This window comes from Mycobacterium sp. ZZG (assembly GCF_054786995.1).
This window is the reverse complement of the sequence record NZ_JBTBFV010000001.1, coordinates 217403-232594: the sequence shown is the minus strand read 5'-3', so window position 1 is coordinate 232594 and position 15192 is coordinate 217403. Positions and strand designations below refer to the sequence as shown.

16 protein-coding genes are annotated in these 15192 nt (G+C 68.2%); 15 read left to right on the top strand and 1 reads right to left on the bottom strand.

Annotated features, from left to right (window positions below; genetic code table 11):
- Nucleotides 1-9 precede the first annotated feature (9 nt).
- Entirely contained in the window at nt 10-1905 is a 1896-nt protein-coding gene (locus tag ACXMYJ_RS01055) for an ABC transporter ATP-binding protein/permease (protein WP_460353356.1), read from the bottom strand.
- Between the two features lie 138 nt (nt 1906-2043).
- On the opposite strand from ACXMYJ_RS01055, the gene secA2 reads away from it, so the two are divergent.
- The 15 genes from secA2 (at nt 2044) to ACXMYJ_RS00980 (ending at nt 15162) form a co-directional block, all read left to right on the top strand.
- Nucleotides 2044-4389 carry an accessory Sec system translocase SecA2 gene (secA2, locus tag ACXMYJ_RS01050; protein ID WP_260752652.1) on the top strand — a complete coding sequence of 782 codons (2346 nt, stop codon included), beginning with the start codon at nt 2044-2046 and terminating at the stop codon, nt 4387-4389.
- Between the two features lie 10 nt (nt 4390-4399).
- The gene (locus ACXMYJ_RS01045; protein ID WP_260752654.1) at nt 4400-4981 is read left to right on the top strand and encodes a CDP-alcohol phosphatidyltransferase family protein; all 582 of its coding nucleotides are present in this window, start codon (nt 4400-4402) and stop codon (nt 4979-4981) included.
- Nucleotides 4978-5865, top strand: a complete 888-nt coding sequence (locus tag ACXMYJ_RS01040; RefSeq protein WP_260752657.1) for a DUF881 domain-containing protein — start codon at nt 4978-4980, stop codon at nt 5863-5865. Before ACXMYJ_RS01045 ends, ACXMYJ_RS01040 begins: the two co-directional genes overlap by 4 nt.
- The gene (locus ACXMYJ_RS01035; protein ID WP_260752659.1) at nt 5866-6198 is read left to right on the top strand and encodes a small basic family protein; all 333 of its coding nucleotides are present in this window, start codon (nt 5866-5868) and stop codon (nt 6196-6198) included. It abuts the gene before it with no gap.
- A gap of 2 nt (nt 6199-6200) precedes the next feature.
- Nucleotides 6201-6965, top strand: a complete 765-nt coding sequence (locus ACXMYJ_RS01030) for a DUF881 domain-containing protein (RefSeq protein WP_260752661.1) — start codon at nt 6201-6203, stop codon at nt 6963-6965.
- 21 nt (nt 6966-6986) lie between these two features.
- The gene (gene gcvH, locus ACXMYJ_RS01025; RefSeq protein WP_260752663.1) at nt 6987-7382 is read left to right on the top strand and encodes a glycine cleavage system protein GcvH; all 396 of its coding nucleotides are present in this window, start codon (nt 6987-6989) and stop codon (nt 7380-7382) included.
- 156 nt (nt 7383-7538) lie between these two features.
- Complete coding sequence (gene garA / locus ACXMYJ_RS01020; RefSeq protein ID WP_443187309.1) at nt 7539-8012, top strand: glycogen accumulation regulator GarA; 474 nt, start codon at nt 7539-7541, stop codon at nt 8010-8012.
- Nucleotides 8013-8035: 23 nt separating this feature from the next.
- On the top strand, nt 8036-8803 hold the full coding sequence (gene ftsR / locus ACXMYJ_RS01015) for a transcriptional regulator FtsR (protein WP_460353350.1): 768 nt from the start codon (nt 8036-8038) through the stop codon (nt 8801-8803).
- A 49-nt stretch (nt 8804-8852) separates the two neighbouring features.
- A complete protein-coding gene (locus ACXMYJ_RS01010) occupies nt 8853-9344 on the top strand; it encodes a bifunctional nuclease family protein (protein ID WP_311117778.1) in 492 nt (163 codons plus the stop codon).
- Between the two features lie 213 nt (nt 9345-9557).
- The gene (locus ACXMYJ_RS01005; protein ID WP_460353346.1) at nt 9558-10178 is read left to right on the top strand and encodes a MerR family transcriptional regulator; all 621 of its coding nucleotides are present in this window, start codon (nt 9558-9560) and stop codon (nt 10176-10178) included.
- Between the two features lie 419 nt (nt 10179-10597).
- The gene (locus tag ACXMYJ_RS01000; protein ID WP_460353343.1) at nt 10598-11599 is read left to right on the top strand and encodes a TRAP transporter substrate-binding protein; all 1002 of its coding nucleotides are present in this window, start codon (nt 10598-10600) and stop codon (nt 11597-11599) included.
- Nucleotides 11596-12390: a maleate cis-trans isomerase family protein gene (locus ACXMYJ_RS00995; protein WP_460353341.1), complete on the top strand. Its 795-nt coding sequence runs from the start codon at nt 11596-11598 to the stop codon at nt 12388-12390. Before ACXMYJ_RS01000 ends, ACXMYJ_RS00995 begins: the two co-directional genes overlap by 4 nt.
- Nucleotides 12387-12965, top strand: coding sequence for a TRAP transporter small permease (locus tag ACXMYJ_RS00990; RefSeq protein WP_460353338.1), 579 nt, complete (start codon nt 12387-12389; stop codon nt 12963-12965). Before ACXMYJ_RS00995 ends, ACXMYJ_RS00990 begins: the two co-directional genes overlap by 4 nt.
- Nucleotides 12962-14242, top strand: coding sequence for a TRAP transporter large permease (locus ACXMYJ_RS00985; RefSeq protein ID WP_460353336.1), 1281 nt, complete (start codon nt 12962-12964; stop codon nt 14240-14242). Before ACXMYJ_RS00990 ends, ACXMYJ_RS00985 begins: the two co-directional genes overlap by 4 nt.
- Nucleotides 14239-15162: a LysR family transcriptional regulator gene (locus ACXMYJ_RS00980; RefSeq protein ID WP_460353334.1), complete on the top strand. Its 924-nt coding sequence runs from the start codon at nt 14239-14241 to the stop codon at nt 15160-15162. Before ACXMYJ_RS00985 ends, ACXMYJ_RS00980 begins: the two co-directional genes overlap by 4 nt.
- Nucleotides 15163-15192: the final 30 nt, after the last annotated feature.

Below are 15192 nucleotides of genomic sequence, written 5' to 3'. Positions count from 1 at the left end.
TCGGCGTGGCTATGCCGGATCTGTGAGTCGCTCGAGCCGCCACTGGCCGTCGCCGACCAGCGCCAACCGCCTGTGATGAAACGGCGCCACCGAGTCGCGGTGGCTCACGCTGACCACGATCGTGTCGGGCAACTGGATGCGCAGCACCCGGTAGAGCGTCTGCTCCAGACCCTCGTCCATCGCCGAGGTGGACTCGTCGAGAAACACCGTCCTCGGTTTGGCGACCAGGATGCGGGCGAACGCGATGCGTTGCTGCTCGCCGACCGACAGCACCTTGGCCCAGTCCTGCTCGTCGTTGAGCCGGATGACCAGGTTGGGCAGCGCGACATCGAGCAGGGCCTGCTGAATCACCGTGTCGTCGAACGTGCCCGACGGCTGCGGGTAGGACACCACCGTACGCAGGTCGCCCACCGGGAAGTACGGCAGCTGCGGGACGAACATCGCCTCGTCGCGGCCGTCGGGCAACAGCACCCGGCCCGACGCGTACGGCCACATTCCGGCCAGGCTCTGCACGAGGACCGACTTGCCGATCCCGGACGGCCCGGTGATCACCAGCGCCTCACCGGTCCGCACCTGCAGGTCGAGGGTGCGTACCAGCGGGGTGCCGTCCGGTTTGCGCACCTCGACGCCTTCCACCGCCAGCGCGCCGTCGTCGGAGTGCGCCGTGCTGACCGCCGTGAACGTGCCGGCCCTGGTGTTCTGGTCGACCAGTCCGTCGAGCCGGATGATCGCCGCCCGATAGCTCGCGAACTGGTCGTAGGCGTTCCGGAAGAACGACAGGGAATCGTGAATGGCGCCGAACGCGTTCGATGACTGCCACACGTCGCCGAACGTGATGCGGCCCGCGAACAGACCCTGCGCCTGCACGAGCCACGGCAGCGGGTTGATGGTCTGGCTCACCGACACGTTCCAGCCGAAGTAGAGCATCATGCGGTTCAGCCAGCGACGGTAATTGGCCATCACCGCGTCCAGCCGGCCCTTGAGCACCGACTGTTCGGCCAGCTCGCCGCGGTACAGACCGATCGCGGCGCCGGCGTCGCGCACCCGCACCAGCGCATACCGGAAGCCCGCGTTGCGCAGTTCGTTGACGTAGCTGAGCCGAATCAGCGGGCGTCCGATGGCGAACGCGATGATCGTGGCCACCAGCACGTAGATGACGACGATCCAGAACAGCGCACGCGGCAGCGTCAGCCCGCCGAGCGTGACCGGTTCGGACAGTCGCCACAGGATCGGGCCGAACGACAGCACCGACAGCACGGCCTCCACGGCGCCGAACAGCAGGGTGTTGCCGGAGTTGTAGATCGGATTGTTCGGCGTGCCCCCGACGCCGGCGGTGAACACGTCGATGTCCTGCTGGATCCGCTGGTCCGGGTTGTCGATGGGCCGGCCGGCGAACTGTGCGCGGTAGTAGGCGAGGTCGCCGAGCCAGTCGTCGATGAAGCGCCGGCTCAGCCAGATCCGCCACCGCATCATGAACCGCTGGGTGAGGTACATGTCGGCCAGCAGCCGGACCACGAAGCACACCGCCAGCACGGCAAAGACCCGCATCGATGCCCAGAAGCCCGCGACACCGCTGTTCATGCCGCCCTGGAACGCCACCTGCAGCGAGGTGAACAGGTCGTTGACGTAGTAGGTCAGCAGCACGTTCAACCGGACCGACACGACGACCGACAGCAGCAGCAGCGCGAACATCAGCCAGACCACCGCGCTGCGCCGTCCGGTGAAGTAGCCGCCCGTGACGCGCCAGAACTGACGCCCCCACTGGGTGAAACGGGCCAGCAGGGCCAGGATCACCAGCAGCGACACCGCGGTCAGCGCAAACGTGGTGCCGATCCACGACAGCGAATGCACGAACTCGCGGCCCCAGTCGAGGGTCGGGCGGAACGTCTGGTCAACGGTGTCCACCGCCCGGCGACCCCCCTCCGCACGCGATCCGGCTTGCGGCGAAGTTACCGCAGGTGCTCGCGCCCGGGGGAGACCCGCCGGGCAGGCTGGCGGAGGTCACGGCGGAATCATGCGCGCGAGGCCAAGTACCGTGATCCTGTGGCACGCACCTCCTCCAAGAAGGACTCCCCGAAGACCGGTCGGCTGTCGGGCCGTTTCTGGAAGCTGCTCGGCGCCAGCACCGACAAGGACCAGTCCCGGTCGATGGCTCAGGTGCACAAGGCGACCGAGTTCGACGCCAAGGCCGCCGACCTCGACGACGACCAGCTGCGCAAGGCCGCCAGACTGCTCGAGTTGGACGACCTCGCCGACTCCGCGGACATCCCGCAGTTCCTGGCAATCGCCCGCGAGGCGTCCGAACGCACCACCGGGCTGCGTCCCTTCGACGTGCAGTTGCTCGGGGCCCTGCGGATGCTGGCCGGCGACGTCGTCGAGATGGCCACCGGCGAGGGCAAGACGCTGTCCGGCGCGATCGCCGCGGCCGGCTACGCGCTGGCCGGGCGCAGCGTGCACGTGATCACGATCAACGACTACCTGGCTCGCCGCGACGCCGAATGGATGGGTCCCCTGATCGAGGCGATGGGCCTGAGCATCGGCTGGATCACCGCCGAATCCACCGCCGCCGAGCGCCGGGCCGCCTATCGGTGTGACATCACCTACGCGTCGGTCAACGAGGTCGGGTTCGACGTGCTGCGCGACCAGCTCGTCACCGATGTCGAGGACCTCGTCTCCCCGAACCCCGACGTGGCGCTGATCGACGAAGCCGACTCGGTGCTCGTCGACGAGGCGCTGGTACCGCTGGTGCTGGCGGGCACCAGCCATCGCGAGACCCCGCGGGTGGAACTGATCCGCCTGGTCGGTGAGCTGGACGAGAACACCGACTACGCCACCGACAACGACAGCCGCAACGTGCATCTGACCGAGGCCGGCGCACGGAAGATCGAGGCGGCCCTCGGCGGCATCGATCTGTACTCCGAGGAGCACGTCGCCACCACGCTGACCGAGGTGAATGTCGCGCTGCACGCCCACGTGCTGCTGCAGCGCGACGTGCACTACATCGTCCGCGACGACGCGGTGCACCTGATCAACTCGTCCCGCGGCCGCATCGCGACCCTGCAGCGCTGGCCCGACGGGTTGCAGGCCGCGGTCGAGGCCAAGGAGGGCATCGAGACCACCGAGACCGGCGAGGTGCTCGACACCATCACGGTGCAGGCGCTGATCAACCGGTATCCGCGGGTCTGCGGGATGACCGGCACCGCGCTGGCCGCCGGTGAGCAGCTGCGCCAGTTCTACAAGCTGGGCGTCTCACCGATCCCGCCCAACAAACCCAACATCCGCGAGGACGAGACCGACCGGGTGTACGTCACGATCGCGGCGAAGAACGACGCCGTCGTCGAGCACATCGCCGAGATCCACCAGACCGGGCAGCCGGTGCTGGTCGGCACCCGCGACGTCGCCGAGTCCGAGGACCTGCACGAGCGTCTGGTCAAGGCCGGGGTTCCTGCGGTGGTGCTGAACGCCAAGAACGACGCCGAGGAGGCGGCCGTGATCGCCGAGGCCGGCAAGCTCGGCGCGGTGACGGTGTCCACGCAGATGGCCGGGCGCGGCACCGACATCCGGCTCGGCGGTTCAGGCGAGGAGGACCACGATCGGGTCGCCGAGCTGGGCGGCCTGCATGTGATCGGCACCGGCCGGCACCACACCGAGCGGCTGGACAACCAGCTGCGCGGGCGGGCGGGCCGGCAGGGCGATCCCGGCACCTCGGTGTTCTTCTCCAGCTGGGAGGACGACCTGGTGGTGTCGCATCTCGACGACAACAAGCTGCCGCTGGAGTGCGACGAGAACGGCCGCGTCCTGAGCCCGAAGGCGGCGACGCTGCTTGAGCACGCCCAGCGGGTCGCCGAGGGCCGGCTGCTCGACGTGCACGCCAACACGTGGCGCTACAACCAGCTCATCGCCCAGCAGCGGGCCATCCTGGTCGAGCGCCGAGACAACCTGCTGCGCACCACAACCGCGCGCGACGAGATCGCCGAGCTGTCCCCGCAGCGCTACCAGGAGATCAAGACCAGGCTGGGCGAGGATGCCGACGCGCAGCTGGAGAAGAGCTGCCGGCTGATCATGCTCTACCACCTCGACCGGGCCTGGGCCGACCACCTGGCGTTTCTTGCTGACATCCGGGAGAGCATCCACCTGCGCGCGCTGGGCCGGCAGAACCCGCTCGACGAGTTCCACCGGATGGCAGTCGACGCGTTCGCGTCGCTGGCCGCCGACGCGATCGAGGCCGCGCAGCAGACCTTCGAGACCGCGCCGTCGATCGAGGACGAGCCCGGAGTCGACCTGTCCAAGCTGGCCCGGCCGACGTCGACGTGGACCTACATGGTTCACGACAATCCGCTGGCCGACGACACCCTGTCGGCCCTGAGCCTGCCCGGGGTGTTCCGCTAGGTTTACCTGCATGGACCACGCTCCCGTGCGTGACCGGGTGTTGACGGTGCCCAACGCTTTGTCGGTGATCCGGCTGGTGCTGGTCCCGGTGTTCCTGTGGCTGCTGATGGTCGAGGCGACCGGGTGGGCGGTCGCGGTGCTGATGTTCAGCGGAGTGTCCGACTGGGCCGACGGCAAGATCGCCAGGCTCTTCGACAACCAGTCGTCCCGGCTCGGCGAGCTGCTGGATCCGCTGGTCGACCGGATCTACATGATCGTCGTTCCGGTCGCCATGGCGTTGGCCGGAGTCATCCCGTGGTGGGTGGTGGCGCTGCTGCTCGGGAGAGATCTGGTGCTGGCCGGCACGCTGCCGGTGCTGCGCAGCCGCGGATTGTCAGCGCTGCCGGTCACCTACATCGGCAAGGCCGCCACGTTCGCGCTGATGTCCGGGCTGCCGCTGGTGCTGCTCGGCCAGTTCGACGCCCAGTGGAGCAGGGTGGTTCTCGCGATCGGGTGGGGGTTCCTGATCTGGGGTCTGGCGATGTACCTGTGGTCGGGGGTGCTGTACCTGATTCAGGTCGGGATGGTCCTGAAGGTGATGCCACGGCCATGAGCACGCTGGGGGGATTCGACTCGTCCGGACGGAACACGCACGAAGCGGGCGGGCCGACGCGCATTCCGGTGCCGTCGCTGCTGCGCTCGCTGCTCACCGAGCACCTCGACCCCGGCTACGCCGCGGCCGCGCAGTCCGGCGCGCCGCGCCGGCGGTCTTCCGACGCGCTGTGGCAGGTGCTCGCCGCCGTGCTGGTCGCCGCGGTGTTCGCGCTGGCCTGGGCGCAGGCCAGGGACACCGCACCCGGCGTGCGCGAGACCCAGCAGGTACTGGCGGGCAGCGTGCGCTCCGCGGAGGCCGCCACCGACGCGGTCGCGGCGCAGCGCGACGAGCTGACCCGCCAGGTGAACGCCGAACGGCGCAGCCGGCTGGAGGGGGACGCCACCGGACGCCGGCTGCTCGGTGAACTCGACGAGGCCAATGTCGCCGCCGCGGCCGTACCGGTGATCGGGCCGGGATTGACCCTCACGGTGACCGACCCGGGTATGTCGCCCAACCTCACCGATGTCTCCAAACAGCGCGTGGCGGGCAGCAGGCAGGTGATCCTGGACCGGGACCTGCAGCTGGTCGTGAACTCGCTGTGGGTCAGCGGGGCCGAAGCCATCTCGGTCGGCGGCGTGCGTATCGGGCCAAATGTGACGGTCCGCCAGGCCGGGGGCGGGATCCTCGTCGACAATCAGCCGGTCTCGAGTCCGTATGAGATCCTCGCGGTGGGGCCACCGAACGCCATGGCGGACAGCTTCGACCGCAGCGCGGGCCTGCAGCGGCTACGGCTGCTGGAGACGTCCTACGGGGTGGTGGTCAACGTCTCCCAGGGCGACGGTCTGGTGCTGCCGGCCGGCTCGGTCCGCGACATCAACTTCGCTGAACAGATGGGGTCCTAGTTGATCGGAATCGTCGCTCTGGTCGTCGGAATCGTGCTCGGTGTGGTGTTCCATCCCGACGTCCCCGAGTTCGTCCAGCCGTACCTGCCGATCGCGGTGGTCGCCGCGCTCGACGCGGTGTTCGGCGGGCTCCGGGCCTACCTGGAGGGCATCTTCGATTCGAAGGTGTTCGTGGTGTCCTTCGTGTTCAACGTGCTTGTGGCCGCTCTGATCGTCTACGTCGGTGACCAGCTCGGCGTCGGCACCCAGCTCACGACCGCGATCATCGTCGTCCTCGGGATCCGGATCTTCGGCAATGCCGCGGCACTGCGGCGCAGGTTGTTCGGTGCCTGACGATGACTGAGCACGGCCGCCACGAATTCCCGCCCGGTGCCGAGCCGCGGTCGGGCAGGAGCGGACGCCCGCAGCGCGTCTTCGGGGTCCTGGCCGTCCTGTTGTGCCTGCTGCTCGGCGTCGGGATCGCCACCCAGGTGCAGCAGACCGATTCCGGCGACTCGCTGGAGACCGCCCGACCGGCCGACCTGGTGGTGCTGCTGGACTCGCTGCAGCAGCGAGAAGCCGCGCTGAACACCGAGGTCGCCGATCTACAGCAGACGCTGAACGAACTGCAGACCTCCGGCAGTGACGACCAGGCCGCGATCGAGAACGCCCGGTCCCGGCTGGCGGCGCTGTCGATCCTGATCGGCACCGTCGCCGCGACCGGTCCGGGTGTGACGTTGACCATCACCGACCCCGCGCGCGGCGTGGCCGCCGAGACGATGCTCGACGTGATCAACGAATTGCGCGCGGCCGGCGCGGAGGCGATGGAGATCCGCGGCGAGCACAACGGCCAGCAAGTCACGGTCCGGGTCGGGGTCGGCACCTGGGTGGTCGGCAGTGCTGGGTCGCTGATCGTCGACTCCACCACGATGGGCCCCGTGTACTCGGTGATCGCGATCGGGGATCCGCCCACCCTGGCCGCTGCGATGAACATCCCGGGCGGCGCGATGGACAGCGTCGAACGCGTCGGAGGCACGATGGTGGTACAACAGTCCGGCCGGGTGGACGTGACCGCCTTGCGGCAACCGAAACCGCGCCAATACGCTCAGCCCGTCAAATGACCTTCCCGACCAAGGAGCCCCGTGAGCGAGATCCCCGCCGACCTGTCCTACACCGCTGAACACGAGTGGGTGCAGCAGACCGGCGACGACACGGTGCGTGTCGGCATCACCGACTACGCACAGTCCGCCCTGGGCGATGTGGTGTTCGTGCAGCTGCCCGACGTGGGCACAGAGGTGACGGCCGGCGAGTCGTTCGGTGAGGTGGAGTCGACGAAATCGGTGTCGGATCTCTACGCCCCGATCACCGCGAAAGTCGTTGCGGTCAACGGTGACCTGGAGAGCAACCCGCAGCTGGTCAACTCGGATCCGTACGGCGGGGGCTGGCTGGTTGAACTGCAGGCCGAGGCCGGCACCCTGCAGGGTGACCTGGCAGGTCTGCTCGACGCGGAGGGCTACCGCGCCCACGCGACGGACTGAGGTCTTGTTAGGGTCGTTCAGACAGGCTGGGACGCGACGTGCGGATCCAGCAGTGGTGGACACAATGCGGTCGTATGCGCGGTACGGTCGACACCAGCGGCGCATCGGCCGGGGGTCTGGCCGGATACCGCCACGGCAGCCAGTGAGGAGCAGCGGGTGACGGACAAGGACTTCAATACCGGGGCCGATTCTGACGAAGTCACCGTGGAGACCACATCGGTGTTCCGCGCCGACTTCCTCAATGAGCTCGACGCCCCGCCCGCGGCGGGCGGGGAGAGTGCGGTCTCGGGAGTAGAAGGCCTGCCGGTCGGTTCGGCGCTGCTGGTCGTCAAGCGCGGCCCGAACGCCGGGTCGCGGTTCCTGCTCGACCAGCCCACCACGTCGGCGGGCCGCCATCCCGACAGCGACATCTTCCTCGACGACGTCACCGTCAGCCGCCGGCACGCGGAGTTCCGGCTGGAGGGTGGCGAGTTCCAGGTCGTCGACGTCGGCAGCCTCAACGGCACCTACGTCAACCGGGAGCCGGTCGACTCGGCCGTGCTGGTCAACGGTGACGAGGTGCAGATCGGTAAGTTCCGTCTGGTGTTCCTGACCGGACCGAAGGGCGCCGACGGCGGCGCATCCGAATGAGTGACTGCGCCCGGTAAGCACCGATGACGCAACCCGACACACCGGCACTGCGCGGGATGTCGATCGGCGTTGTGCTGGATCTGCTCCGCGACGAGTTTCCCGATGTCACGATTTCCAAGATCCGTTTCCTGGAGGCCGAGGGGCTCGTCACGCCCGAGCGCACGGCATCGGGATACCGGCGTTTCACCGCCTACGACTGTGCCCGCCTGCGGTTCATCCTGACCGCGCAGCGCGATCACTACCTACCGCTGAAGGTGATCAAGGCACAACTGGACGCCCAACCCGACGGCGAACTGCCGCAGCCGGGTTCGGCGTACTCCACCCCGCGGCTGGTGTCGGTGGGCGGGGATCCCGCGGACACGTCAGCCACATCAGCCGCCGCGGCGGCCGGCGTGGCGGGACCCACCCAGGCCCGGCTGACCCGCGAGGACCTGCTGGAACGCTCCGGCGTCGGCGAGGACCTGCTGGCCGCGCTGGTGAAAGCCGGCATCATCACGCCCATCTTCAAGGGGGCGGGCACCTCCTTCTACGACGAGCACTCCGTGGTGATCGCCCAGTGCGCACGCGCCCTGGCCGACTACGGCGTCGAGCCCCGACACCTGCGGGCGTTCCGCTCCGCGGCCGACCGCCAGTCCGATCTGATCGCCCAGATCGCCGGCCCGGTCGGCAAGGGCGGCAAGGCCGGTGCCCGCGACCGCGCCGACGATCTGGCCCGGGAAGTGGCCGCTCTGGCGATCACCTTGCACACGTCCTTGATCAAGTCGGCCGTACGCGACGTTCTGGATCGCTGAGGACTAGACTCGAGGGACGGGTTCGTCGGCGTGCGGAGGGTAGGCACACATGGGTGAGGTTCGTGTGATCGGCATTCGCGTTGAGCCGCCCCAGAACCAGCCCGTGCTGTTGCTGCGGGAGTCCAACGGCGACCGTTACCTCCCGATCTGGATCGGCCAGTCCGAAGCCGCCGCGATCGCTCTGGAACAGCAGGGTGTGGAGCCGTTGCGGCCCATGACCCACGACCTGTTCCGAGATGTCATTGCCGCGCTCGGCCATTCACTCAAAGAGGTGCGGATCGTCGACCTCCAGGAAGGCACCTTCTACGCCGACCTGATCTTCGACCGGGACATCAAGGTCTCGGCACGCCCGTCCGACTCCGTGGCGATCGCGCTGCGCGTCGGTGTGCCGATCTACGTCGAAGAGGCCGTGCTCGCCGAAGCCGGGCTGCTGATCCCCGACGAGAGCGACGAGGAGTCCGGCCCGGTTCGCGAGGACGAGGTGGAGAAGTTCAAGGAATTCCTCGACAGCGTCTCACCCGACGATTTCAAGGCCACCTGAACCGGTCGCCGATCTTGGTCACGGATCCGTCTCGTCAGGTTCGACACGCGGGTCGGGTTTTCTGAAACCCCGAATCGGGCAGCCATACTTGGTGCCGACGGGCAGTCACCGGACGCCGTCAAGCGTATGCTCGAGCGAGGCTCGGGCAGGGTGTAAGCAGGGGTTGAGTGCGCCCACGCAGGTCAGAGTCAAGATCGGCGAGAGGATTCGCAAGTGGGAGACAGGCCACGCCAGGAGCAACTGGACCTCAGCACCGGCTCCCCACAGGCGGACGGCCCCCGTGTGACGACCGAGCCCGTGCAGGGCGGGTTGTTCCCCGACGACTCGGTACCTGACGAGTTGGTGGGCTACCGCGGGCCCAGCGCCTGCCAGATCGCCGGCATCACCTACCGCCAGCTGGACTACTGGGCGCGCACCTCACTGGTGGTGCCGTCCATCCGCGGCGCCGCGGGCTCGGGCAGTCAGCGGCTCTATTCCTTCAAGGACATCCTGGTCCTCAAGATCGTCAAGCGACTCCTCGACACCGGTATCTCGCTGCACAACATCCGCGTCGCGGTCGACCACCTGCGTCAGCGCGGTGTGCAGGACCTGGCCAACATCACGCTGTTCTCCGACGGCACCACCGTCTACGAGTGCACCTCGGCCGAGGAAGTGGTCGACCTGCTGCAGGGCGGTCAGGGTGTGTTCGGCATCGCGGTGTCCGGGGCGATGCGCGAACTCACCGGCGCGATCGCGGACTTCCCCGGCGAGCGCGCCGACGGCGGCGAGTCCATCTCCGCGCCCGAAGACGAGCTCGCGTCGCGACGCAAAACCCGGGACCGCAAGATCGGTTAGCCCGCTACGCAAAGAGGACCGCTTCGGCGGTCCTTTTTTGTTGCCCGGAATCGGCATGGCGTTGGACACACCGCCGGTGCTGCGGGCTCTGGTGCCGTTGCTCACAGTGCATCGCCCGCCATCGGCCACGGTGGCCATCGGGTACCGCGCCAGGGTCGTCACCACGGCATATCCAGCTGTCCAGCCGACAGGCAAAACCTGAAGTAAACCGCGGCGTCGTTTCCGTCATGTAACGCTGAAGTATCCACTGCTGCAGTTAATTTCATGTTACGAGGCATCAGTTTGACAGATGCAAGCGGTCGCTTTTGACTGCTTGACGCGGTCGAGCCTCACCTCGGAATCTTGACCGATCGCACCGGCGACGAAGCCGGGTCCGATGTTGAGCACCCGCCGAAACTTGTTCGCGTGGAAGGATTCCTATGAAGTCATTACCCAAGGTGATCGCGATGTGCGGTCTTGCCGTATCGCTGACCCTGACCTCGTGCTCAAGTGGTGGCGAAAATTCCTCCGGCGCAACCGAACTGATGCTGGCAGTGGAGACCAGTGCTGGAGATCCGTTGGCGGACATGCTGCTTGCCTTCGCCGACGAGGTGCAGAACGAACTCGGCGACTCGGTGTCGCTGACGGTGCAGACCGGTGGCGCCATCGGCGACGAGGAGGCGGTGCTGCAGGGACTGCGGGCCGGCGCGATCGACGTCGCCGCGGTGAGCGGATCGGTGGCGAACCTGGACCCCACCTTCAGCATCATGGACATGCCGTTCGTGTTCACCGATCGCGACAAGGTCGTGGAGTTCCTCGACGGGCCCTACGGTGACGAGCTCAGCGAGTCCCTGGTGGAGTCGGTGGGTGCGCGGGTCCTCGGCTTCGGCGAGAACGGATTCCGCCACATCACCAACAACAAGCGGCCCATCGTCACCTCGCAGGACCTGGCGGGGCTGAAGATCCGGGTGCCCGGAAACCCCGCGCGCGTCGCGCTGTTCGAGGCCCTCGGCGCCGCTCCCACTCAGATCGACATCGGCGAGGCCTACCTGGCGCTGGACCAGGGCGTGCTCGATGGACAGGAGAATCCGCTCAAGGTCATCGACGCGTTCTCCTTCTACGAGAAGCAGCGCTACCTGTCGCTGACCGCGCACATCTACAGCCCGGTGTACCTGACGATCAACGAGGACACCTGGCAGGGACTGTCGCCGGAGATCCAGCAAGGCTTGGAGAAGGCTGCTGCCGCCGCGGCGGAGACCAGCCGCACCTCGGGTGCCGAAGCCGACGAGCAGCTGCTGGCCAAGTTCGAAGCGGCCGGCGTCGAGGTCAACGAGGCCGACGTGAAGCAGCTCAGCGAGGCCGTCGTCGGGGTGCGCGAAGAGATCGCCGACCAGATCCCCGGCGACTTCGCCGACCGCGTCCTGTCGGAGTACCGCCAGTGAGCACCGCGCAGCAGCGTCCCCGGTTGCCGCTGGGAGCGTTGAACACCGCCACCCGCATCGGACTGGTGTACATGGCCTCCAGCACGCTCATGGAAGCCGAGATGTACGCGATGGCCACCCCGGCAGCCACCATCCACACCAGCCGGGTGACGCTGTCCAGCGTCACCGTCGAGGGCATCGACGCGATGATGCGCTCACCGGAGCTGCGCACCGCCGTGGAACTGGTGGCCCAGGCCCCGCTCGACGTCCTCGTCTTCGGCGGCACCAGCGCGTCCTTCCTGCACGGCACCGAGTGGGATCGCATGCTGATCAACCATTTCGAGGAATGGAGCGGACTGGCCGGCAAGTGCACCACCACGTCTACCGCCAGCATCGCCGCGCTCAAGGCCGTCGGCGCAGGCCCGATCAGCCTGGTCACGCCATACCGGCAGGAGGTGATCGATCGCGCGACACGGTTCTTCGGCGACAACGGCCACCCCGTGGTGGCCAGCGTGGGCCTGGGGATCACCAGCGACCGTGAGCTGGCCGAGGTGCCGCTGGAACGGGTCTACGACCTCGCCGTGGAAACCGACACCGACGAGTCCAGTGCGGTGTTCATCAGCTGCACCAACTTCGCCAGCGTCGGCGCCATCGCTGCACTGGAGTCCGCGCTGGGCAAGCCGGTGATCAGCGCGGTGCAGGCCTCGTTCTGGTACGCGCTGGAGATCGCCGGCGTGCACGCCGCCCGCCCCGGGTTCGGCAGGCTGATGAACAGCCGGCTCGACCGTGCCGGCACCGGAGACCCGGCATGACCGCCGCGGCCGAGGCGCACCACCCCCTCGCCGCACCCGAGGACGTCGCCAAGCAGTACGACTCGACGGTGGGAGTGGATCCGGTGCCGGGCACCCACACCCTGATCGACCGGGTGCTGGAGGTTCTCGCCGCATCCACACTGGCCGCCATCACGGTGATCCTGTTCGCCAACGCGGTGATGCGCTCGGGGTTCAACGCCCCGCTGGGCTGGACCGAAGAACTGGTGACCGGGCTGATGCTGTGGCTGACCATGCTGGGCTTCACCCTCGGTGTGCGCCGGCGCGAGTCGATCGCCATCCGTGCGTTCGTCGGCAAGTTGCCGGTCCGGGCCCAGGTGTGGCTGCGGTTGGCCACCGATCTGCTGTCGGCTGCGGTGCTGCTGCACCTGGCGTGGTTCGCCTACCTGTACGTCACCACCTTCGGCGACGACCCGGCCCCCTACCTGCGGTTGCCCAGCGGGTTCTTCACCGCGGCACTGCCCATCGGTGCGGTGGCCGCCGCGCTGGTCCTGCTGTTCCAGCTGCCCGGGTGCCGGGCGGCGATCCTGCGTCAGCTCGAAGAGGAAAAGTCGTGACCCTGGCAATCACCCTGGCCGTCATCGTCGGTCTGCTGCTGCTCGGCACACCGCTGATCATCGCGATGGCCGGCGGGGTGGCCCTGTACGCCACGCTGGCCGGCTCCTGGATGCTGCAGTACCCGCAGCAGGTGACCGACGGGATGAGCAGTTTCGTGCTGCTGGCCATGCCGCTGTTCATCCTGGCCGGCGTCGTGATGAATGCCGGCGGTATCGCCGAACGGGTATTCGCTTTCGCCCGAAGCCTTTTCGGCCCATTGCCGGGTGGTCTGGCGCAGGTGAACGTGTCGACCAGCCTGTTCTTCGGCGGCATGGTGGGCACGTCGGTGGCCGATCTCGCCGGCACCGGTTCCACCATCATCCCGCAGATGCGCAAGCACGGGTATCCCGGCTCCTACGCCGCGGCCGTCACCGCGTCGTCCTCGGGCATCGGGCCGCTGATCCCGCCGTCGTCGCCGATGATCCTGTACGCCGCGGCCACCGGCACCTCGCTGGGTGCGCTGTTCCTGGCCGGCATCATCCCCGGCCTGATCCTGACCGCGGTGCTCATGGTGGTGGTGGCCGTGCAGGCCAAGCGCCACGGGTGGGGGGAGAAGATCCCGTTCCGCTGGGGCGAGGTCTGGCGCACCCTGCGCGGGTCGGCGGTCGCCTTCGGGGTCCCGGTCCTCGTGGTGCTCGGACTGGTCCTGGGGATCTTCACCCCGACCGAGTCCGGTGCGTTCGCGGTGGTGTACGCGATCGTGATCTCCGCGGTGGTGTTCCGCTCGCTGGGCCCGCGCCGGCTGTACCGGTGCCTGGTCGAGGCGGCGGTGCTGACCGGTGAGGTGATGCTGATCGTCGGCGTCTCGGTGGCCCTGGGCGCGGTGCTGGCGATGGCGGGTCTGCCCAAGGCGCTCACCGAGTTCGCGACGATGATCGTGCCCGGCGACGTGCAGATCGGTTACGTCGTGGTGCTGGCCGTGACCGCCATCCTGGCCGGGATGCTGTTCGACCCGCTGATCCCGGTGATCATGCCGGTGATGCTGCCCACCCTGCTGGCCGTGGGCATCGACCCGGTGTACTTCGGAGTGATCATCGTGCTGACCGTGATCATCGGTCAGGTCACCCCGCCGGTGGCGATGTCGTTGGTGGTGGCCGCCAAGATCGCCCGGGTGGACGCCTGGGGCGTGTTGCGCGCCAACACCCCGTTCCTGCTGGCCACCGTCGCCGTGCTGGGGCTGGTGATCGTGTTCCCGCCGTTGGCCACCTGGCTGCCGTCGGTGCTGGGTGGGCCGTGACCGGCGTGGACCAGCTGCGGGGCATCTCGCTGACGCAGCTGCGCTACTTCATCCGGGTCGCCGAGCGCGAGAGCATGACGCGGGCGGCCGAGGACCTGTTCGTGGCTCAGTCCGCGGTGTCCTCGGCCGTCGCGCACCTGGAGAAGGAACTCGGGGTCCAGCTGTTCATCCGGCGCCATGCCCGGGGGCTGATCCTGACCGCGGCCGGCAAGGAACTCCTGCTGCGGGCCCGCCAGACGCTCACCGCGCTGGCCGAGGCGCTGGAGATGATCGCCGGTGATGCGCAGACGTTCCTGGGGCCGTTGCAGGTGGTGTGCTTCAGCCCGATCGCCCCGTTCTACCTGCCGTCGATCCTGGCCGGGCTCAAGCTCGAACATCCCGGCCTGGAGGTGCAGGTCACCGAGGCGGTGGCCGGCGAGGTCGGCGAGTACCTGGAATCCGGCCGGGCCGAGGTGGCGCTGACCTACGATCTGGCCCTCGGCGACGCCATCGATCGCGACGTCCTGGCCGAGATACCGCCGTACGCCGCACTTCCCGCGTCCCACCGCCTCGCGGACGCCCGAAGCGTACGGTTGGCCGACCTGGTGGACGAGCCGATGATCCTGGTCGATCTCCCGCACAGCCGCGAGTACTTCCTCGGCGCGTTCACCGAGCGGGGCATGCAGCCCAACGTGCAGTACCGGTCGAGCAGCTACGAGACCGTCCGCGCGATGGTGGCCCAGGAACACGGTTACAGCCTGTTGCACCAGCGCCCGGCCACCGACACCACCTATGCCGGTGGCCGGGTGGTGGCGGTGCCACTGGCCGACGAGGTGCGCCCGCTGCGCGTCGTCGTCGCCAGCCTGCAGTCGATGCGGATGAGTAAGCGTGCCAACGCATTCGCCGAACGATGCCGCACCGTGGTGGCCGCCGGCGTCTGAGCCCGGGGAGATCGACAGCTTGGATCGAAT

Bases quoted from the DNA above. Each gene is read 5' to 3' on its own strand.
- ACXMYJ_RS01045 (WP_260752654.1), top strand. From the start codon at position 4,400: ATGGACCACGCTCCCGTGCGTGACCGGGTGTTGACGGTGCCCAACGCT.
- ACXMYJ_RS01040 (WP_260752657.1), top strand. From the start codon at position 4,978: ATGAGCACGCTGGGGGGATTCGACTCGTCCGGACGGAACACGCACGAA.
- ACXMYJ_RS01030 (WP_260752661.1), top strand. From the start codon at position 6,201: ATGACTGAGCACGGCCGCCACGAATTCCCGCCCGGTGCCGAGCCGCGG.
- ftsR (WP_460353350.1), top strand. From the start codon at position 8,036: ATGACGCAACCCGACACACCGGCACTGCGCGGGATGTCGATCGGCGTT.
- ACXMYJ_RS01010 (WP_311117778.1), top strand. From the start codon at position 8,853: ATGGGTGAGGTTCGTGTGATCGGCATTCGCGTTGAGCCGCCCCAGAAC.
- ACXMYJ_RS01000 (WP_460353343.1), top strand. From the start codon at position 10,598: ATGAAGTCATTACCCAAGGTGATCGCGATGTGCGGTCTTGCCGTATCG.
- ACXMYJ_RS00990 (WP_460353338.1), top strand. From the start codon at position 12,387: ATGACCGCCGCGGCCGAGGCGCACCACCCCCTCGCCGCACCCGAGGAC.